Raw genomic sequence first — 19,950 nt, forward strand, 5'->3', positions numbered from 1 at the left:
TCATAGCCAAAGGATAAAGGCGATCAACGATAGGGCAATGTTCAGCAAAATACTATCTTTAACTAAGAAAAGAGCAGAGGTTTTAGTCAGACTGCCGTTGGTGGTAATTTTAAAGCACAGCGCCTGATGGCAAGGAAAGCAATTATCTTAACAGGATTTATCATCTTGAAATTTTTCTTACAGTTTATTCTGATAAGCCCTGAGTATGATTTGCAGCGTGATGAATTTCTCCATCTTGACCTGGCAAACCATCTGGCGTGGGGTTATTTATCCATACCTCCCCTAACTGCCTGGATCTCTTTCCTTATCAAGCTACTGGGCAATGGCCTGTTTTGGGTTAAGTTTTTCCCTGCCCTTTTTGGTGCATTAACCATTTATGTCGTTTGGAAAGCAATTGAAGAGCTAAACGGTAATTTAGTAGCCTTGATTTTAGGAGCTACCGGCGTTTTGTTTTCCGCCCTGCTCAGGCTTAATACACTCTATCAACCTAACTCATTAGACGTTCTGTGCTGGACTACGCTTTACTTCGTTGTCATAAAGTACATAAATTCAAAAAAGGCAATGTGGCTTTACGTTGGAGCACTTGTGTTTGCCATAGGTTTTTTGAATAAGTACAACATCGTTTTCTTGCTGATAGGGCTTTTCCCGGCATTACTAATGACTGATCAACGTGAATTGTTGGCAAAGAAGGAGCTCTACTGGGCAATGCTAGTGGGGCTGCTGCTTATCCTGCCAAATCTTTTATGGCAATACAATAACCAGTTTCCGGTTGTACATCATCTGAAAGAATTGGCTGAGACCCAACTAGTGAACGTAGACATGTGGGGCTTTCTGAAATCGCAGCTGCTTTTCTACATAGGCGCTTTGTTTGTTATCATTTCAGCCTTGTATGCCTTATTATTTTACAAACCTTTTCATAAGTATAAAGCCTTTTTCTGGGCTATTATTTTTACGCTTGCTGTTTTTGTTTATTTCAAGGCGAAGGATTACTACGCTATCGGGCTGTATCCCATTTATATCGCCTTCGGGGCGGTTTTTCTTGGCAACCTAATGAAAAGCGGCTGGAAAAGATATTTACAACCCATTGCCATTGCCATTCCGGTTCTGTTCTTTATCCCGATGTACAATTTTGCTTTTCCCAACAAAAGCCCGGACTATATCCTGCAACATCAGAAGCGGTACAAGGATCTTGGAATGCTTCGATGGGAAGACGGCAAAGACCATGTATTGCCACAAGACTACGCTGACATGCTCGGGTGGAAAGAGCTGGCCCAAAAAGTGGACAAGATTTATGCGGATCTTCCCGAACCAGGCAAAACACTGGTGCTCTGCGACAACTACGGGCAGGCCGGAGCCATCAATTACTATACTAAAAAGGATATCAGGGCGGTCTCTTTCAACGCAGACTATGTTAACTGGTTTAACCTAGACCGACCCTATGCTCATTTGATAAGGGTTAAAAGCTATACAGGCCGGGACAGCGAATTAGAGAAAACCAGTCCGTATTTCCATACTTCACTCGTATCGGACTCCATAACAAACCCCTTTGCAAGGGAATACCGAACCACCATTTATACTTTTATAAGGGCTAAAGTGAATATTAATAATAGAATTCAACAAGAAATAAATGAAACAAAAAACAAACGCTGACCACCTGTAGGTGGGCTTAACACATGAAGGGGCAAATTGAACGTCAGTGCCTTGTTCCCTTTTAAAAAATTAACTTACTCATGGGTGATTTTTATGAGTTCCTCTCGCTCTTTGCCTCCTTTAATTGCTTGGGCATACACCATCCCGATTCCTTTGGCGTAGGACTTTCTTTCCAGCACATCTGGCTCCAGGGCCGTAAACTCTTCGATAGTCAGGCATTTATGGAAGAGGCCATAGGGTACTTTTACTGATCTGTAACTCGGAAACACCCTGGCCTGGTCGACAGCCACACCGGGATAAAACTCCTGGTAATAGGTTTGCCCTACATGTGCCCTGGGGTTCGCCCACATAATTATACCCGGCTTCGCACCATCCACACCACCTTCCCACGATCCTTCTGTGCTGACCATGCCGTCTTCGAGTGCTTTGGTGAATTCACCAAAATACCACACATTCCCAGCTTTATCTTGTGCATACCAGTCAAAGGTGTCTTCCAACACAGTGCCATCCTCGGCTGTAGCCACATCATGCACTACCCGGCAGGTGACACCCAGAATTTCTTTGGTTTGATGCGTTACACTGACCTTGATGTATTCAACGGTTTTTTCCCCTTTGTCCGAGCTCTTGTTAACATAATAATAGGTGTCACCGGGGGTTAACGGAAAGTAGGGGTTATCAATAACTGCTACAAAATCAGCCGGGTTAATGGTTGATGTATGCACTGCGCTGGTTTGGGCAACCGTGTGAACAGGCTGTAAGGCCTCTTCTTTATCGCAGGCGGTAACGGCAAAAAGGACCAAAACGGGTAACAGCTTCCATTTAGTAGTTTTCATATCTGTGTTATTTAAATGTGAGAAAAGTAACCATCAAGGGCAGATGGAGTTTAAAGAAGAGAGGCGTAACGGACTAATTAATAACGTGTTATTTCTAATAGATGTTGTTAAATGGCCATTATTATAATTGAATTACTGAAAGTATAAGAAGCTATGCAAAGTGTTAACCTTAACGAATCAAACACAACCTTTCGGGTTTCGGGAAACGAACAAGCCAGAAGCCTGACGTTACATTACCTGAAAGTGCGTACATGGACAGGGCAGGAAAGGAAGCTAAAGTTGGTGGTGCTCGACGAAAAAGACGTTCCTATCTATAGTCAGGTAGTGCAACCGGATGCAGCGGTGGGGCAGGACAGGGTGGTGCTCAACAAAAAGTTTGTTTTTTATGATCATCTCTCAGTAAAGCTCGAAGCAGATTCGGATGGAGGCACTTTTACAGCAGAAATTACTTTTGAAGTATAAAACAACACTTTGTAGAGAAATAGTGGATAGGAGAGTAGTACTACAAAAGTTTATAACGGGCAAGCAGCCCTGCCGGGAGCATGTTAAAAAGCAGGCGCAACTTACCAGTTATACTTTAAAAAGGATTATACTTTATACACCGGCAAGCCAGAAAAAAGAATAACCGTTCCATAAAACCGTGTGATTAACCTTTTCTATAAGCCTTTTTCATCCATCTGGCAAGCGCATCTGCCGTTACGCCTGTGGCGAGGGCATAAATGCCATGAAACAGCACATCCTCAGAAATGGCTTTAGGTTTCCAGGTAGTGATTGGTTTGGCCACTCCCAAAGCAGGAAGCATACCTAATTCTGTGCCCCATACGGCACCAAAATGAGCGCCGGTACCGGGTAGCCCTTTCATGCCAAACGCTGCCATTAGGCCTCGGGGTACCCCCCACACAGTGCCGTAAGCCACATGGGTTACATTGGTTAAGAGCTTTTTGTCCTCTTCTGATTGCGCTTCTATCCCGAAGGTCTTTTTTACAGCTTTATAGGGTGTGTCGCTTGGTTTACGGTCCTCAATCTGCATTTCAATCATCTGGGCCGCCGTCATCACCGCTGTGCCAACAAGCCCGGCAACAATACCTATCCCAATTCCACTGGCTACTCGGGCCATAGTGGCTGCGGGGTTATCCTGCTTATTGGCTTTCTGGTCTCTCTTTTTGTCTGCTTTTTTCATAGTTTTTGTTTTATGATAAAGTTATACTGTGTCAAGCGCTTGTCTGTTCTGGATTTTCCCGATGCAGGTACTATAAATCCCCAGAATCCGCACTAAGTCCCCATTACGTACTTCTTAAAAGGCGCTAAACTCAGGCCTTATTGCTGACTTGGCCAGGTAGAGATGCTTTGTGATCTGACCTTGTAAATGATCGTTTTGTCTAGAAATCAAACATGAGAGCGTATTTAAGGTTAAATTGCTGTTCGTGCTTATAAAAGAGGTAATTTGCCTGCTTAACCCTGATCAGTTGCTGGCCCAGTTAAAACGTGTCAAACTATTACTACATGAAAGTGTCTGAACCAAAGATTGATTTCTGTATCCGGAAGCAGGGCCGACGCATTGTAATTATCGGTAATGGAATTGCGGGTGTTACCTGCGCGCGCCACCTGCGCAAGCGCGATAGTACGGCGCACATCACCATCGTGTCTGCTGAAACCGCGCACTTTTTCTCCCGAACGGCGCTGATGTATGTCTACATGGGGCACATGACCTATAGCCACATCAAACCCTATGAAGACGGATTTTGGGAGAAGAACCGTTTGAAGCTGGTGCATGATCTGGTGACGAGCATCGATTTTGAACAGAAACAACTGCACCTGAAAGAGCTGGAGGCATTGCCCTATGATCTGCTGGTACTGGCACTAGGATCGAAATCAAATAAGTTCGGATGGCCCGGGCAGGAATTGCAGGGGGTGCAGGGTTTATATAGTTACCAGGACCTGGAAAGTATGGAGGCGGCTACCAAAGATTGTAGCCGCGCAGTGGTAGTAGGCGGCGGGCTGATCGGGATAGAGCTGGCCGAGATGTTGCGCAGCCGCAACATTGCAGTCACTTTGCTGGTTCGGGAACTGGAGTTTTGGAATAATGTTCTGCCCCAGGAAGAAGCAAAATTAATCGGAAGACACATACGGGAGCATCACATTGACCTGCGACTAGGCGAAGAACTGGACTTTATTCAGGATGACGGCAACGGGAGTGTAAAAGGCGTTGTGACCAAAGGCGGCGAGGAAATAGCCTGCCAGTTTGTCGGGCTAGCCGTGGGCGTGAGCCCAAACATCGGCCTGGTGCGCGATACACAACTGGAGGTGAACAAAGGCATACTAGTGGACGAGCACTTTGCCACAAACCTGCCGAATGTGTATGCGATCGGGGACTGTGTGGAATACCGCACACCACCCCCGCTTCGGAAGGCCATCGAGCAAGTATGGTACACAGGGCGCATGCACGGCGAAACGCTGGCCCATAACCTGACCCGGGAACCGGTACCCTACTCGCCTGGTCCCTGGTTTAACTCGGCTAAGTTTTTAGATATTGAGTACCAGACCTACGGACAGGTGCCCCCCAAGTGGGCAAAGCCAGTGGTCTCTTTTTACTGGGAGCATCCGGATGGCAAAATGTGTTTCCGGGTTTTGTTCGATGAGCACAACCGGCAACTATTGGGGGTAAACGCGTTCGGCTTGAGGCTGCGGCACAATTTTTTTGACGAGGCCCTGCAAAAAGGAAGCCCGGTAGAAGAAATATTGGGGCACTTGCCGCGCGCCAACTTCGACCCTGAGTTTTATGAAAAACACCATGAGGCGATTTTAGAGGCATTTAACAGGCAGTTTAACACCAACCTGCAGCCACAGGGCAAACAAAAGAAGAAAAGCCGCCTGGCCTTTCTGGGTATTTAAAGCAAACAGATGAAAATGATACAAAAAGCAGGCCTTCCCCTTTTTCTGGCAGCCCTGCTACTCTTTAACCTGCTGCTGATTCTGGGTGAGTTCAGGCTGACAGCGCAGAAACTAGAACAAGTGACCAGCCCGGCCAATTACGAGGTGCTACAGCAGGAGCTTCAGCCTATGCTGAACAAAACCTATGGCAGCAGTTTTGCTTTTGCCACCGCCTTTAAAAGTAACTTCGACGCCTACAACACACGGCAGCAAGCGAACGAGCAATGGGACCGCGTCATCTGGGATGATTATACTTTTGCCGCCACCAAAATTGCCAGCCAGGGCTTTGTCGCCAACCACACCCTTTTGCTTTTAATGCTTACCATCGGGCTGGGTACAATCGGCGCGCTGCTGCATATCTTGCCGAAATATCAGCATGAAACGGCAGGTATCAAACACAATGGCGTCATGTTCTCCTCTAACAAGCACAGAGGACTTGTTGGGGTCATACTGGGTGCTTACCTGATTGGGATCTATGTGGTGCTGTACTGGTTTCCAGCGTACATCGTGAACTGGACCCTGCTGGTAGACCCGTTAAGCCGCCTGCTATCGGGAGGTCCGGCGAGCCAGTGGTTCCTTTATGGCACTATTTACACGCTGGCCATACTGGTGATGGGGATCCGCATGTTCCGCAAGTACCGAGGCAACAAATACCAGCTGCTGCGCACTTCCTCTGTCATGTTTTTCCAGCTCAGCTTCGCGTTCCTCATTCCGGAAATACTGGTGTTGCTGAACAAGCCCTGGCACGACTTTAAAAACATCTGGCCACTGGATTATACCTTTTTTTATGACTATCGCCTGGAAAGCATGCTAAGCAGCGGCAGCATCGGCCTCTTTATGTTTGTGTGGGGCGTTCTGCTCATTGTTTTAGGTGTGCCCCTTATGACGTACTTTTACGGCAAGCGCTGGTATTGCAGTTGGGTGTGCGGCTGCGGCGGACTTGCCGAAACCGCCGGCGACCCTTACCGCCAGCTTTCTGATAAATCACTGTCCGCCTGGCGTGTGGAGCGTTGGATGGTGCACGGGGTGCTGGTGTTTGCTGTCGTGATGACTGGCGTAACCATCGCCAACTACTTCTCGGGTTTTGAGTTGCTAGGGCAGTGGACCAACACCTTGCATGAGTGGTATGGCTTTTTAATTGGCGCTGCGTTTGCCGGCGTGGTAGGGGTGGGCTTTTATCCTTTAATGGGCAACCGGGTGTGGTGCCGCTTTGGCTGTCCGCTGGCGGCCTACCTGGGGCTTGTGCAGCGGTTTAAATCCCGTTTCCGCATCACTACCAATGGCGGCCAGTGCATTTCTTGCGGCAACTGCTCTACCTATTGCGAGATGGGCATAGACGTGCGTTGGTATGCACAAAGGGGGCAGGACATTGTGCGTGCCTCCTGTGTGGGGTGTGGGGTGTGCGCCTCGGTTTGTCCGCGCGGGGTTTTAAAGCTGGAGAACGGCCCAGAGCAGGGCAGGATCGTGGATATCCCGATCCTTACCGGGAATTCGTCTATTAAAATATTGAACTGATGAACGTACTGTTGCATTTCTCCGTAGCCGTGTATGCTGTGGCCATGCTGTTTATACTTTTGTATAGCATCGCCCAGGCGCACTTGCTGTATAGGGTTATGAAGCACACCAAACAGAAAAGGCAGGCAACACCTCCTGACCCAGAGGAATGGCCGATGGTTACGGTGCAGCTGCCTGTGTACAACGAGAAATATGTGATAGCGCGCTTAATCGCAGCGATTGCCGCCCTGGATTACCCGGCAAGTAAACTGGAAATACAGCTGCTGGACGACAGCGACGATGAAACCAGCCGGTTGATTGCGCAGGAGGTAGCACATTATCCGCAGCTACAGTGGCGGCATATCCGCCGACCAGACCGCAGCGGGTACAAAGCCGGTGCCTTAAAGTATGGTCTGGCACATGCCGCCGGAGAATTTATTGCCATTTTTGACGCCGATTTTACGCCAAAGCCCTACTTCCTAAAACGCACGATCCCTTTTTTCTGTGATGCGGCGATTGGGATGGTGCAAACACGCTGGACACACCTCAATAAAAAATTCTCGTTGCTTACCAGGCTGCAGGCCTTTGCACTGGATGCTCATTTCTTGGTGGAGCAGGTGGGGCGTAACAGCCTGAAGGCGTATATAAACTTTAACGGAACGGGCGGAGTCTGGCGCCGGAAAACCATACTTGACGCTGGAAACTGGCAGGAGGACACCCTGACGGAAGACCTGGACCTGAGCTACCGGGCGCAAATAAAGGGCTGGCAATTTAAGTTTCTGGCAGATGTGGAGTCGCCGGCAGAACTGCCGCCCATTATGAGTGCACTTAAATCCCAGCAGTTCCGATGGACAAAGGGTGGGGCCGAGTCTGCTGCCAAGCACATGGGCACCGTTATGCAATCCGGTGCCTCTTTTGGACTAAAGTACCACGCTGCCGCGCATTTGCTCAACAGTACTGTTTTTGTGGCAGTGCTGCTGGCTTCGCTGGCCAGTATCCCTTTGTTGTGGGCAAAGGTCAACCACCTGTTAGCCAACGCATTATTTAATGCAGGTGCCATTACACTGTTGGGTTTTGTGGTAATCAGCCTGGTTTACTTTCAGGCCAACAACCAGGACAAAACCCCTTTTATCAGGCGCACAGCTGCTTTTTTTCTGTATTTCCCGCTTTTCCTTTCGGTTTCTATGGGCTTGGCGCTTCACAATGCCGTGGCCGTATGGGAGGGCTGGACCGGGCGTAAGTCAGCTTTTATCCGGACACCTAAATTTAACCTGGAGGCTAAGGGTCAAAAGTGGCGCGAAAACTATTACCTGAACTTAAAGATGCCCTTTACCACTTATATAGAGGGCGTGCTGGGTGTTTTATTTTTGGGAGTAGCTACCTGGAGCGTCTTCAAACAAGAGTTCGGTCTGCTGGTCTTTCACGGGATGCTCGCCCTGGGGTACCTGCTTGTGTTTTATCATTCCGTTCAATCCTACAGAAAAGTTTAGGCCATATGCATCAAAAATTACAATTTGTATATAATGCCGAAACCGGCTTTTTTAACCGGCTAACGGACTTTGCCCATAAGATAATCTCACCTGGCACGTATGCCTGCAGCCTGTGCGCGCTTACCTACGGGAAATTTACCATGCGGCAGGAATGGGCCAGCTACATCCAAAGTTTGCCGATGGAGGTGGAGTTTGTTTATAGAAACGAGTGGAAGTTTGCCCCTCTGCGCAGCACCTACCCGCTGGTTGCCCTAAAAACAGGTGATAATCGTATCGAGGTGTTGCTCGAATCAGAAGAGCTTAACAAACTAAAGTCTCTTTATGAGCTCCAAAATGCACTTAGCTGTGCGCTGGAGGCTGCCCGCTGATCGCTTTCTAACGGACGTTGACCTCTATTCTTAATTTATTAAAACACGTATCTACACCGCTGTAATATATAAACCAAGTATGAAAAACTACTTTTCTTTCCTGTTGCTTTTAGCGCTGGCAGCCTGTAAATCATCCGGAGTAAATACAACATCGGGCGCAGCTACCCGCCAACTCGACTTCGATGCTTTCGGGGAATACTGGTACCAGGGGAAGGCTGAGCTGAACTCGTACAGCCTTTCGCAGTACCGGTACGGAGAGCGGCGGGATGCAGAAGCTGTTTTGATCTTTGTGACAGAAGACTTCTCAAAACACAAGCAAGTTAAGCTGGATAACCCGCAGCATGGGGCACAGGATGTACAAAAGGTGTTGAAACTTAACCTGACTAAAAAGTTTGTAACGGGCATTTATCCCTATTCCATGATGCTCTCGGTTTTTACACCTGTTTACGACAGTATTCCGGCCACAAAAGTGTCGGCCAGTTCGCAGGAGTGGTGTGGCCACACGTTTACACAACTTAACCGGCAGGGAGATCAGTACAAAGCGCAGTTGTTATCCTATTTTGAACAGGAAAGTGACCAAAGCCTGATAATTGACGCAATGCCGGAAGATAACCTCTGGACCCTGCTGCGCCTGCATCCGAACCAGGTGCCTTTGGGTGATGCAATGCTGATCCCGGGTTTGCTTGACCAGCGTTTAACGCATGAGCAGTTAGAGGCTGAGGAGGCGACGATCAGCATCAACCCTGCACCGGATAGTATAGGCGGGTACCCTGCCGCGGCCTTGCGGGCACTTAATGTAAAGTATAAAAGTTACCCAAGAGAGCTGCGCATATTTTTCACAAAGGCCTTCCCCTACGAGGTTGCCGGTTGGGAAGAGGTGCGTACCTTGCCCGATGGGAAGGAGGAAGTGAGCCGGGCCAGCCGCAAAGCCAAACTGATGACGGATTACTGGACTAAAAACAAGAATGCTTTTGAGCCGCTGCGTCAGGATCTGAAATTAAGTAGTCCGAATTAAGCAGGAGGGACTTCTGTGTTAAAAGGAACAACGCGAAACCGCTAGACATAATAGTTGAACAGCGTGAGCTCCGACCTGGAAAAGAAGCGAAAGGGAAGCGTAGAGGTACCAAACCCCCTGGACACGTACAGAAAAGGAGCCTGGCTGTTATACCAGCCATTCACGAACGCCCCCGACTTGCCGGGCAGCACCGGCACATAACCGGGCAGCCTCACCTGGCCCCCATGGGTATGGCCCGCAAATATATAGCTGATTTTAATTTGGTTGGATAAGGTGCGCTGCTTGTTTAAAATGGTTAACAGTTTTTGCACGGCTACCTGTTGCAAAGGGCTGTGTATGAGTAGCAAATGATGCTGTTCACTCCCGACCCCCTCCACCGCTTTCAGAAAGTCGCTCTCGCTCTCTATAAAATCATCCAGTCCTGTAATCATTACTTTTTCTCCCCGAAGCAGGTACGCCCTGGATTCATTGATCAAAAGGTCGCAGTTGTGCCGCTTGTAAACCTTCGCTATTAGACAAATGTCAGGCTTTGCTTTATAATCGTTGTTGCCTGTTATGGCCACCTTTTTAATACGATCATCCAGGTGTGTAAAGAACTCACGCATGGGATGCAATGTGCCGGATGAGTCCAGGGTATCGCCTGTGATCAGGAGCAGGTCTGGCTGGATGCTGTTTAACTTTGCAGCCAGCCTGCGATGGTGGGGGAGTAAAAACTGCTTGAAATGAAGGTCTGTTAGCAAGGCAAGGGTTAATTTTTTCGTGCCGTTCTTTTTCCCGATGTCAAACGTTTTTACCTCGAAAAAATATTTCTCCAAGACAAGCGCGTCCAACAGGAGCACGGTAGCCGCTGCAGTCAGTATCTTAAATATGATTTTGTGTTTCATGCGTTCCAATTAAATGCCCCGCCAAAGTCTGTTAAAGTTTAAGCAGCGCGTTCTAGCTGGACCGGCCCTGAGAGGTGCGCATTCCTATACGTGTGTAAGTAGTTTGCCTGTTGTTCTGATATCCTGCACCATAAGTTTTTTTTCAGGGCAAGCCCTTGCCTTGTTTCACTCTTGCTTGTCTGATTTTGTTGTAGCGGGGCATAAAAAAAATATTGGAAGAATTGTAAATGCGGCTAACTAGAGCTACATGACTACCATCAAAAATTTCGGCTATAATCAAATTTATCGCGTAAAAGTGACCTATTAAGAGGGAAGGTTCTTAGAGCACTTTATGAAAAGGAAAATAGCACTATGGCGCAAATAGTAAGTGGCAGGCCCATCAGCGATTCACTAAAGGAATATGCACGGGGTATTGCGGGCGGACTGCTGTTTAGTTTTCCGCTTTTATATACTATGGAAGTATGGTGGGCAGGCTTTATAGCCACTCCGCTTGAGTTATTGCTGTTGGTTGTGGTTACTTATGGCCTTTTAATAGGTTACAACCGCTTTGCCGGCATGCATCCGGATGTGTCCTGGCGAAGTGTTTTCATAGATTCCGTGGAAGAAATAGGAATAGGTTTGCTGATCTCATTCGGTGTGCTGCTCATGTTAAAACGGATCGTGCTTTTCCAGATGTCTGTTGACGAACTGATGGGAAAGGTTATCATTGAAGCCATGACGGTCTCGATCGGTGTGTCGATCGGAACTGCGCAACTAGGTTCGGATGACGAAAAAAAAGGGGGCGGGAACAAGAAGACCAAATCCAAAAAGCCCATTACCAAGCTGGGTATTTTTGTACTCGCGCTTTGTGGTGCCGTAATGGTAGGCAGTAACGTGGCCCCCACCGAAGAAGTGTTGCTGATTGCCGTAGAAGCTGAACCTTTGCATATTCTAATGATGGCATTTGTATCGTTGCTACTCAGTGTACTGGTGGTGTATTTCAGCGATTTCAGGGGAACCGCTTTCAAGGGGTCGGACAACATGCTGTATAAAATAGCCTTTGACACTTCTCTTAGCTATGTAACTGCACTGGGTGCATCGGCTTTTATACTTTGGTTTTTCGGAAGGTTTGACGGGGTAAGTTTTTGGGTTGCTTTTGCACAGGTCATCGTGTTAGGGGTTCTGGCCACACTGGGAGCCTCGGCCGGTCGTCTTCTGATTAAATAAACAATAAACAAATGGAGCAAAAGAAGGAACAGGATGAGCAGGGCAAGGACAAGAAAAACGGGCTGGAATGGGCAGTGTTCGGTATCAGCCTGCTGTTGATCTTGTCCATTTTCAGTTATCTGGGTTACCAGGTGTACGCACACCAACCCTCTTCTCCTGATCTGTTCATTGAAAGCTGGGCAGACCCATCTGAGCATGCGCCACACCGGTATCACGTGATGGTGCACAACAACGGAGGCGCTACAGCCGAAGAGGTACTGGTGGAACTTGCCCTGATAAAAAACGGCGAGGTGCTGGAGAAGGCAGAGTTACAACTGCCCTATGCCCCCCAGGAGTCGGATAGAGAAGGCTGGGTGATTTTTTCTACCAGCCCCGACCAATCCGATTCGTTAAGAGCCAGAATAGTAAGTTATAAAAAGCCCTGAAACCAGTTTATCACTAGTACAGAGTTACGCTATTAGCCGTTGGTGGGGAGGATTTTTAAAGTGGTAAGGAGGGTGTGGTTTTAGGATATTTTGCAACTTCTGCCCCCAATGCCGTACGTACTAGCACATCTTTATTTCCATTAAACCCTATAACATGAATGTAAGTCCATCGAAACTTCCGCTTTATGGAGCCCTGGCAGCAAACCTGGCCATTGCCATCATGAAATTTGTGGCGGCAGCATTTAGTGGTAGCTCTGCCATGCTCTCCGAGGGCATCCATTCGTTGGTAGACACAGGCAACTCGCTGTTGCTTTTACTAGGGTTAAAGAAAAGCCAGAAGCCTGCCGACCCATCGCACCCTTTCGGGCATGGCAAAGAGCTTTATTTCTGGTCGCTGATTGTGGCCATACTTATTTTTTCGATCGGCGGAGGCATGTCGCTTTACGAGGGGGTTATGCATCTGCAGCATCCTAACCCGCTACAAGACCCAACCTGGAGCTACGTTATTCTGGGTTTAGCTGCAGTGTTTGAGGGCATCGCCTGGGTGATTGCCTATAAGAACTTTGCCAAGACCAGGGTAGAGAAGAATTTTTTGCGCGCACTGCGGGCAAGCAAGGATCCCGCCACGTTTACGGTTCTCTTCGAAGACTCAGCCGCGATAATTGGTCTTGCCATTGCCTTTCTGGGTGTTTTCCTGAGTCACTCTTTTAACAATCCTCAGTTCGATGGGATAGCTTCTGTGTTGATCGGACTTTTACTGGCTGGCGTAGCCGTTTTACTGGCCTCCGAAAGTAAAGATCTGCTGATAGGGGAAGGCGCGAACGCCCGCACAGTAGAAAGTATCAGCCAGATTGCGAATGCCGATCCAGCTGTAGACAGGATTGCCTCACCGCTAACCATGCACATGGGGCCATACGAAGTTTTATTGGCGATTGATGTCAGCTTTAAAAGCGAACTTACAGCCACAGATGTCGAAGAAGCCATCGCAAGGCTCGAAAGCGCCATATTCGAGAGTCATCCGGAGGTTAAGCGCATTTTTATAGAAGCCAAGTCCATCACCTCTAAAAAAATAAAGGAAGCGCCCGGAACCGGTTCCTTCAAGTAGCCACACTTAAGCATAACTTGGTGTAACTTTCGCATTAGTGCACTCCGGAAACAGGAAAAGGTAAAGCGCGTACACCTGACCACGACATATACACAAACTTAAGATTTCAACCAATGACTAATAAAACATTACAAGCAGATACCTTCACCATAGCCAATGACCTGACTGTTAACCGCATGGGTTACGGCGCCATGCGCATAACAGGAGAGGGCGTATGGGGAGCTCCTAAAGATAAAGCTGAAGCGATTCGTGTTTTAGAGAGAACAATTGAACTGGGTATCAACTTTATTGATACAGCAGACAGTTACGGACCGAACGTATCGGAGGAGTTAATTGCTGAGGCCTTGTATCCTTATCCCAAAGACCTGGTCATCGCCACCAAAGGGGGATTCGAAAGAACGGGACCGGGTGAATGGAACATTAACGCGCATCCTGATCACCTGCGAGAAGCTTTGCAAGGAAGCCTGGAACGGCTGAAGCTGGATAGAATTGACCTCTATCAGTTGCACCGCGTGGATCCGGATGTGCCTTTTGGTAAGACACTTGAATTCCTGCAAAATGCGCAGGAGGAAGGACTGGTAAAGCATATAGGACTTTCGGAGGTGAGCGTGGCGCAGATGCAGGAGGCGGAAAAATATGTAAAAGTGGTGTCGGTGCAGAACAAATATAGTGTGGACTACCGCAATTGGGAAGATGAACTGGAATACTGCCTAAAGCATAAAATTGCGTTTATCCCCTGGAACCCCATGAATGCCAACAACAAGGACACCATGAACAAGTTGACACAAATGGCCGACAAGCATGGCGCCACTCCCCACCAAATTGCCTTGAGTTGGTTATTGCATCGCGCACCTAATATTTTATTGATCCCAGGCACTTCCAAAGTAAAGCATCTGGAGGAAAACTATAAGTCGGTTTCTATTTCGCTGTCTAAAGAGGACATGAATGAATTAGACAAAATAGAGTCGTTTGCGAAATAGGAAACGCTAAAGAGGCTTTATATTACAGGCTTACAAATTTGCCTTTAGTTTATTATTTATGTAAAGTATAGCCTAAACAACAACAAAGGCCGCATGTGAATGCGGCCTTTGTTGTTAAAGTAGCTTAATCTTATCAGGACTGCTTGTCGTGGCCTTCTAATTTTACCAGCTTGTTATAAAGTCCTAACAGTAGGAAAGGGGCGGCCCACTGTCCTACAAAAAGGGCTTCCTCATCCTTGTTGATGACTTTTAATGTGGCAGAAACAGCCATAGAGCCCAAGGCAGACCATAAAAATACGTCAGAAGGAATTTTAGAAGTATATTCTTCAATGTTTCTGGCAACCGGCCCTTCTTTTTTGTCAGGGTTGTAGCTGTCGGCCTTTCTTTTCAATTCATTAATATTTGTTTCCATAGAAATGTGTGTTTGTAATGGATGAAACGTTCCTATCCAAACGTACAATGCATTTCTATTGTTTTAGAAAATTAAAGTAGTAGCGCTCTAACTACAGGTATACCAAGAGGTTAAGCAATGGCGCCAAAAAGCAGAAGCCCTGCAGAGGGGACTGCAGGGCTTCGTACTAATCTAACACAAACAACTAACAACTAACTATTAACCAATAAAATACTAAATGCTTTGTAAATAATAAGGTCTGGGTTAGTAACGTACAAAAGGCAAGTTGCTAACAGAAAAAAGATTTTCGCTTTTCCCAACAAAATAGTCCCCGATAAAAATGCCGGAACCACTGCTAATGGCCGATGATCCAGCACTATGGCCGATCATGTCTCCATCAATAGTAGAAAAATCAAACACACTTTCTGGGAGAAGCTGTTTCAATGCAGCGGGCTTTGCTGCGGTACCACGTGTGCTACGGCAGTCAGACGCACGAGTTCTCAAGTAGTTGACGATTAAGCTCATGTTTCAGTGGGTTTAGTGGATTTCTTGATACAATGATAGCTAATACAGGGCTATTCAAACAGGAAAAAATGCCCTAAAAGGTAACATTTGCAAATAAGAATATTTTAAAAAATAAATGTTTATAATTGTATAATGCGAAGCCAGGCTTGAGCATTAAAGCTGTAAAAGGTTAAAAGTGAGGCATGTGATGATCTTTTCCGCGAAAAAAGACGCGTGTAAAATGGCAAAAGGTAACATTTACGGCCGGTAATTTTTTTTAATTGCTTGCAGCATATAATAGCTAACCATTTGTAAGGCCAGCACTGTAAGCGACAAGGTTACGCCGGGAAACACCAGGAGCCACCAGGCGGATGGGTTAGCACGGATACCAGCAATAGTTCTCCCCCAACTGACAAATGAACCCGGCACACCAATGCCCAAAAAGGATAAAGTAGATTCCAGGGCAAGCAAACCCGCGACACCAAAACTAAAAGTGATGATAATGGGGCCGAGCATGTTCGGTAAGGCCTGTTGCAGAACCAACTGTCGCTGCGTATATCCCAGACTTCGGGCGGCCTCAAAATAAGCCAGATTTTTTATTTTCAATAGCTCAGCCCGTGCAAGTCGTGCAGTTGAGGTCCAGTAGGTTAAAGTGATGATGACAGATAGAACGACCACAGAGGGGGATAGAAAGGAGGCAATAACCAGGACGAGTAACAGGTTTGGAATACTGTTCAGGGCCTCCATCAAACGCAGTACCAGGTAGTCTAATGGGAATGCTACCTTTCTCACAGGCTTCCGCCAACACCTGAGCACCAACCGCAGCAGGAATAAACCAAACAATAGGAGCAGGAGCAGTGCCAGGCTCTTCAGGATAGGTACCTGGCCTAAGCCCAGGCTATTTAACTGGAAGGGGAGGTATAGGCCATAATAATAGACCATGACAAGGGCAACAGCCCCCAGAACCAGATCAGCTAAACTGAACCGCAGGTCTTTGTTGCCAAAATACCCTGCGCTCAACCCCAAGAGAACCCCCAAGATAGTGGAGAGAAACATTACCGGAAAGCTGACAAAGAAAGCCGACCTGGCGCCGTACAGGACGTTGGCTACCATGTCGCGGCCCAAAGCATCTGTGCCCAGCCAATGGCCTGAGGCGGATGCGCCCCATTCAAAAGGCTTTTGGTAAGGATGTGCCAGGTCGAGCGCATTCGGTTCGAATGGCAATGGCAGAAAAGGCAGGAAAAGGACAAGAGCAAAAAGAAGAGCCAGGTAAATCAAGGCCAACCTGAATCCGACGCGGCACTGCCACAGCTGTTTTATATCCTGAAGTGGCTGGCTCATAGGTTGCGCTGCCTGATGCGTGGATCTGCTAAACCATACCCGAAATCAGCCAGAAGGTACGCCACCACCCGTACAAGGGCCACCAACAGAATAATTGCCACTAATACCGGGTAGTCACGCGACATCACCGCGTTCACAAGCAACCGGCCTAAGCCCGGAATTGAAAAAATCGTTTCCACGACCACGGTGCCTGCCAGCAGGGCAGGCAAAGCCTCGGTGATTACCGTGATGAAAGGGATTAAAGCGTTACGGAGGAGGTGACGCCGGACAACCTGAGAAGCTGCTAAACCCTTTGCCCTGGCTGTGCGCGCATAGTCAGCCTTTTTCTCCTCAGAAAGTGACCTATACAACAAACTGGTTAAAAACGGCACGATGGCCAGGACAAGGCAAATGGCCGGTAGTGCCAGTGAATGCAGCTGCCAACTAACTTGCTCTAGCCAGGTGGCGCTGCCCCGGAACGGAAAGCCCATGTTAAGCACCGGGAACCACTGCAAAAAGGCGGGACTGGCAAAAAAGACGAGTAAAAGAAGGGCTAACAAAAAAACAGGAACACTGTCCAGGACATACAGAAACGGCAACAGCAACCTTTTTAGCTGTCGCCCTTTCGGCAAAACCATCAGCAAGCTGAGCTCCAATGATACCGCAGCAGCTACAGCTAAGCTGAAGAGGATAAGCCACAGGGTATTGCCCATAGCATCAAAAAGAACAAGGTGTACCGGACGCATGTCGCGGTAAGAGCTGCCGGAATTGCCCCTGATGAGCTGGCTTAACCAAAGGTGATACTGATTTTGTGCGCCATGCCATGTAAAAATAGGGAGCAAAAACGCCAGGCCGTCTTGTGACCTTACAAGAGCTGATGCAGTGGTATTAACCTGTTTACCAGCTGCCGCAATTTCTGCATTATCGGTTTCTGTTTCGAACAATCCTTTTAGATGGTGCTCTATTTCAAGAGCACTGGAACTGGTATATAATTTTTCTAGGGCAGTCCGGGCAGGGGCACTATTGGTTGAAGGAAGAGAAGCTTCATAGGCTTTCAGACTTTTATAATAAGCTGCAACCGCTGGCCAGTCACCGAACTGCCAGTTGAGCTTTTGTAAAAGGATTCTGTCTGATTCCGGGTACACCAAACCTAAGGTGTCAGGCTCAATAACTGATTTTATGGAGAAATAGAAAAGCGGAAGATCGAGTCCGGTTTTATGTAAATAGGCTTTATATACTTCCTGTTTACCGGCTGCACTGCTTTTGCTGTAATACCCGCCATTCTCCTGCAGAATTTGTTCGGCGCCAGACGTACCCGGCAAAAGCCTGCTAAGTAAAAAAATGAACGTAGCAAGTATAAATAGAGCTGGCAGGGTTAAGAGTAATCTTTTAAATAGAAATGGCAGCATTTGGCGCTGTTAGTTTTTCAAAGTGAAAGAACTGACATCGTAATTCGGGTCAAGACCTGAAATCTTAAGGTTGCCAAAACGCCTGTGCACCGCCAGCCTGTCTTTCTGGTAAAAGAGCGAAATGAAAGTGGCTTGCTCGTGCAGCGCTTTTTGAAGTTCTTTCAGCAGTTTCGCTTTGGCTTCTGGCGTGGCAGCCGCGTTTATAGCATCTAAAAGTATATCACTTTGCTGATTTCCGAAACCGGTATAGTTAATTCCGCCCAGGCTGGCAGCCGATGTATGAAAAAGAGGCTTAAAATTAAAAGCAAAAGGGTTGCCGGTAATCGAGCGGAAAAACATGTCAAATTCGTGGGCTTTTGACTTCTGGCTGAACAAGCTTGCCTCTAAGGCATCTATCGTTACAGGAATTCCCGCCTGCGCCGCGCTTTGCTGAAAGATTAGGGCCATGTTCTCAAAAATAGTGTTCCCCGCCCGGTAGATTACAGCTATGGTGAGTTGGGTTTCCTTTCCATTTAGTCGTCGGAACCACCCATTGCTGCGCTTTTCCCATCCGGCGGCCAGCAGCAAGGCTTTGGCCTTTTCCTGGTTATAGGTATAGGGCATCAGGTCGGTGTTGTATAATTTTTTAAGGGAAGGGGGGATGGGGCCAATGGTTGGCGTGGCATAACCCTGCAGCGAAGTCCGGATCATGCTGTTAACATCCAGTAAATAAGCAATGGCCTGTCGCGTTCGCTTGTCGCTTAATTTTGGCAGCCGACTGTTTAGGCCGGCATACGAGAACTCATAGGAGGACGGGGAGTAAAGGGCATAATCCTTTGTAAAGGAATTATCCGCTCGGAGCTGGTTGAATGCAGCGGCTTCAATCTTATCCAGTACATCGAGTTGCCGGTTTTTAACAGCCAGTAATGCCGTAGTATTATCCGGAACAACATAAAAGTTGATCAGTTCCGGGTTGGCTGTGATATGGGAAACCCCTATGGCATTGCCCCACCAGTTTGGCTTGCGGCTTAATGTCAGGCGCTGCCCGGTTACCCATTCTGTAAGCTGGTATCCACCACTGCCCAAAAGTATATCTTTGCTTCGGTTAAAGGCAAAGCTATTAAACGTTTGGGCAAAGGCTTCTAAATTCTGTTTGTTTTCTAGCTCGGAAAGATCGCCCTTTAAAGCCGGTAACTCGAAAGGTAAAAGCAACCCTTTCGGGTCGAATAAATAAGCCGGGAGGATAAAAAAATCTCCCGTTAAAAGCTCCATCTCCGGGGCAAACCCGTTGCACACCAGCGTGAATTTGAGCGGATCGGTTTTGTCAAGCCTAATCTCCCTGATAAATTCTACCTGGGGCTTCAGTCGCTCATTGTTTAAAAGCGGAGCATTTAAAACTTTCAGCGTGAAGGCCACGTCAGCTGCTGTTACCGGAGAACCGTTAGCCCATGTCGCCTCCTCTCTTAAAGTATACTGAAAGAGGGTAGTGGAGTCGATTCGGGTAATCTCGGGCATACGGGCGGCCAGCACAGGTTTTATCTGGTCCGAGGCCAGGTCTGCTCCCAACAGACTCTGAAAAAGGAGGTTCAGAATCTGAATTGCCCCTTTATCGCTGTAATTTACCGGACTAAGTGTTTCAGGCTCCATATCCAGCCGGATGCGTACTTCATCCGGCTGTTGCTCTGGTTGCCTGCAATTACTTAAAAGGAATAATAAACTTAATAGGAGTATGCTAATTTTTTGCATTCAGGTTATCCTGGTAAATTCTTAAATAAGAAAAGCAAGATAAGTAAAATTAGCATGAATCTATAAGTTGTTATTCACCCCAGTTTCCTATACCGCCCGTTGTTGAGGCACCCGGGTCAGTAGTTTTGTCTTTATCCTTTGCCTTTTCGGTTTTGTTTCCAGAATCTGTTGTCGGGTTTGATGGGACAGTTGTCGGTCCTGAGGACAGTGTAATGATGAT

At 47.5% G+C, this 19,950-nt stretch carries 19 protein-coding genes; 11 read left to right on the plus strand and 8 right to left on the minus strand.

Going from position 1 to position 19,950, the window contains the following annotated elements:
• Positions 1-126 precede the first annotated feature (126 nt).
• Positions 127-1,650, plus strand: a complete 1,524-nt coding sequence (locus AC4BAN_RS03835; RefSeq protein WP_490563048.1) for an ArnT family glycosyltransferase — start codon at positions 127-129, stop codon at positions 1,648-1,650.
• Positions 1,651-1,724: 74 nt separating this feature from the next.
• Here AC4BAN_RS03835 and AC4BAN_RS03840 read toward each other — a convergent pair whose 3' ends face one another.
• Positions 1,725-2,483 carry a hypothetical protein gene (locus AC4BAN_RS03840; protein WP_490563049.1) on the minus strand — a complete coding sequence of 253 codons (759 nt, stop codon included), beginning with the start codon at positions 2,481-2,483 and terminating at the stop codon, positions 1,725-1,727.
• A gap of 153 nt (positions 2,484-2,636) precedes the next feature.
• On the opposite strand from AC4BAN_RS03840, the gene AC4BAN_RS03845 reads away from it, so the two are divergent.
• On the plus strand, positions 2,637-2,945 hold the full coding sequence (locus AC4BAN_RS03845; protein ID WP_490563050.1) for a hypothetical protein: 309 nt from the start codon (positions 2,637-2,639) through the stop codon (positions 2,943-2,945).
• A 184-nt stretch (positions 2,946-3,129) separates the two neighbouring features.
• Here the strand turns inward: AC4BAN_RS03845 and AC4BAN_RS03850 are convergent, their stop codons facing one another.
• Positions 3,130-3,663, minus strand: coding sequence for a hypothetical protein (locus AC4BAN_RS03850; protein WP_490563051.1), 534 nt, complete (start codon positions 3,661-3,663; stop codon positions 3,130-3,132).
• A 323-nt stretch (positions 3,664-3,986) separates the two neighbouring features.
• Here AC4BAN_RS03850 and AC4BAN_RS03855 point away from each other — a divergent pair, with 323 nt between their 5' ends.
• From AC4BAN_RS03855 to AC4BAN_RS03875, 5 genes are all read left to right on the plus strand, one after another.
• The gene (locus AC4BAN_RS03855) at positions 3,987-5,375 is read left to right on the plus strand and encodes an NAD(P)/FAD-dependent oxidoreductase (RefSeq protein ID WP_490563052.1); all 1,389 of its coding nucleotides are present in this window, start codon (positions 3,987-3,989) and stop codon (positions 5,373-5,375) included.
• A gap of 9 nt (positions 5,376-5,384) precedes the next feature.
• Positions 5,385-6,929, plus strand: coding sequence for a 4Fe-4S binding protein (locus AC4BAN_RS03860; protein ID WP_490563053.1), 1,545 nt, complete (start codon positions 5,385-5,387; stop codon positions 6,927-6,929).
• Positions 6,929-8,398 (plus strand): glycosyltransferase, encoded by a 1,470-nt coding sequence (locus AC4BAN_RS03865; protein ID WP_490563054.1) that lies wholly within the window; start codon positions 6,929-6,931, stop codon positions 8,396-8,398. The genes AC4BAN_RS03860 and AC4BAN_RS03865 overlap by 1 nt, the downstream gene beginning before the upstream one ends.
• Before the next feature lie 5 nt (positions 8,399-8,403).
• Positions 8,404-8,766, plus strand: a complete 363-nt coding sequence (locus AC4BAN_RS03870; RefSeq protein ID WP_490563055.1) for a hypothetical protein — start codon at positions 8,404-8,406, stop codon at positions 8,764-8,766.
• Positions 8,767-8,845: 79 nt separating this feature from the next.
• On the plus strand, positions 8,846-9,781 hold the full coding sequence (locus tag AC4BAN_RS03875) for a hypothetical protein (RefSeq protein WP_490563056.1): 936 nt from the start codon (positions 8,846-8,848) through the stop codon (positions 9,779-9,781).
• A 41-nt stretch (positions 9,782-9,822) separates the two neighbouring features.
• On the opposite strand, the gene AC4BAN_RS03880 is transcribed toward AC4BAN_RS03875, so the two are convergent.
• Complete coding sequence (locus AC4BAN_RS03880) at positions 9,823-10,665, minus strand: metallophosphoesterase (RefSeq protein ID WP_490563057.1); 843 nt, start codon at positions 10,663-10,665, stop codon at positions 9,823-9,825.
• Positions 10,666-11,016: 351 nt separating this feature from the next.
• On the opposite strand from AC4BAN_RS03880, the gene AC4BAN_RS03885 reads away from it, so the two are divergent.
• The 4 genes from AC4BAN_RS03885 to AC4BAN_RS03900 all read left to right on the plus strand — a co-directional run bounded on the left by AC4BAN_RS03885 (position 11,017) and on the right by AC4BAN_RS03900 (position 14,381).
• Complete coding sequence (locus tag AC4BAN_RS03885; protein WP_490563058.1) at positions 11,017-11,871, plus strand: TIGR02587 family membrane protein; 855 nt, start codon at positions 11,017-11,019, stop codon at positions 11,869-11,871.
• An 11-nt stretch (positions 11,872-11,882) separates the two neighbouring features.
• Positions 11,883-12,296, plus strand: coding sequence for a hypothetical protein (locus AC4BAN_RS03890; protein WP_490563059.1), 414 nt, complete (start codon positions 11,883-11,885; stop codon positions 12,294-12,296).
• 154 nt (positions 12,297-12,450) lie between these two features.
• Positions 12,451-13,401, plus strand: coding sequence for a cation diffusion facilitator family transporter (locus AC4BAN_RS03895; protein WP_490563060.1), 951 nt, complete (start codon positions 12,451-12,453; stop codon positions 13,399-13,401).
• Between the two features lie 113 nt (positions 13,402-13,514).
• Positions 13,515-14,381: an aldo/keto reductase gene (locus AC4BAN_RS03900; protein WP_490563061.1), complete on the plus strand. Its 867-nt coding sequence runs from the start codon at positions 13,515-13,517 to the stop codon at positions 14,379-14,381.
• Between the two features lie 133 nt (positions 14,382-14,514).
• Here AC4BAN_RS03900 and AC4BAN_RS03905 read toward each other — a convergent pair whose 3' ends face one another.
• The 5 genes from AC4BAN_RS03905 to AC4BAN_RS03925 all read right to left on the minus strand — a co-directional run bounded on the left by AC4BAN_RS03905 (position 14,515) and on the right by AC4BAN_RS03925 (position 19,631).
• Positions 14,515-14,793 carry a hypothetical protein gene (locus tag AC4BAN_RS03905; protein WP_490563062.1) on the minus strand — a complete coding sequence of 93 codons (279 nt, stop codon included), beginning with the start codon at positions 14,791-14,793 and terminating at the stop codon, positions 14,515-14,517.
• Positions 14,794-15,036: 243 nt separating this feature from the next.
• On the minus strand, positions 15,037-15,297 hold the full coding sequence (locus AC4BAN_RS03910) for a hypothetical protein (RefSeq protein WP_490563063.1): 261 nt from the start codon (positions 15,295-15,297) through the stop codon (positions 15,037-15,039).
• Positions 15,298-15,534: 237 nt separating this feature from the next.
• Positions 15,535-16,617, minus strand: coding sequence for an ABC transporter permease (locus tag AC4BAN_RS03915; protein WP_490563064.1), 1,083 nt, complete (start codon positions 16,615-16,617; stop codon positions 15,535-15,537).
• A complete protein-coding gene (locus AC4BAN_RS03920) occupies positions 16,614-17,918 on the minus strand; it encodes an ABC transporter permease (protein ID WP_490563065.1) in 1,305 nt (434 codons plus the stop codon). Before AC4BAN_RS03920 ends, AC4BAN_RS03915 begins: the two co-directional genes overlap by 4 nt.
• Before the next feature lie 96 nt (positions 17,919-18,014).
• Positions 18,015-19,631: an ABC transporter substrate-binding protein gene (locus AC4BAN_RS03925; RefSeq protein ID WP_490563066.1), complete on the minus strand. Its 1,617-nt coding sequence runs from the start codon at positions 19,629-19,631 to the stop codon at positions 18,015-18,017.
• Positions 19,632-19,950 lie beyond the last annotated feature (319 nt).

It is taken from the genome of Pontibacter sp. GD13 (genome assembly GCF_058216355.1).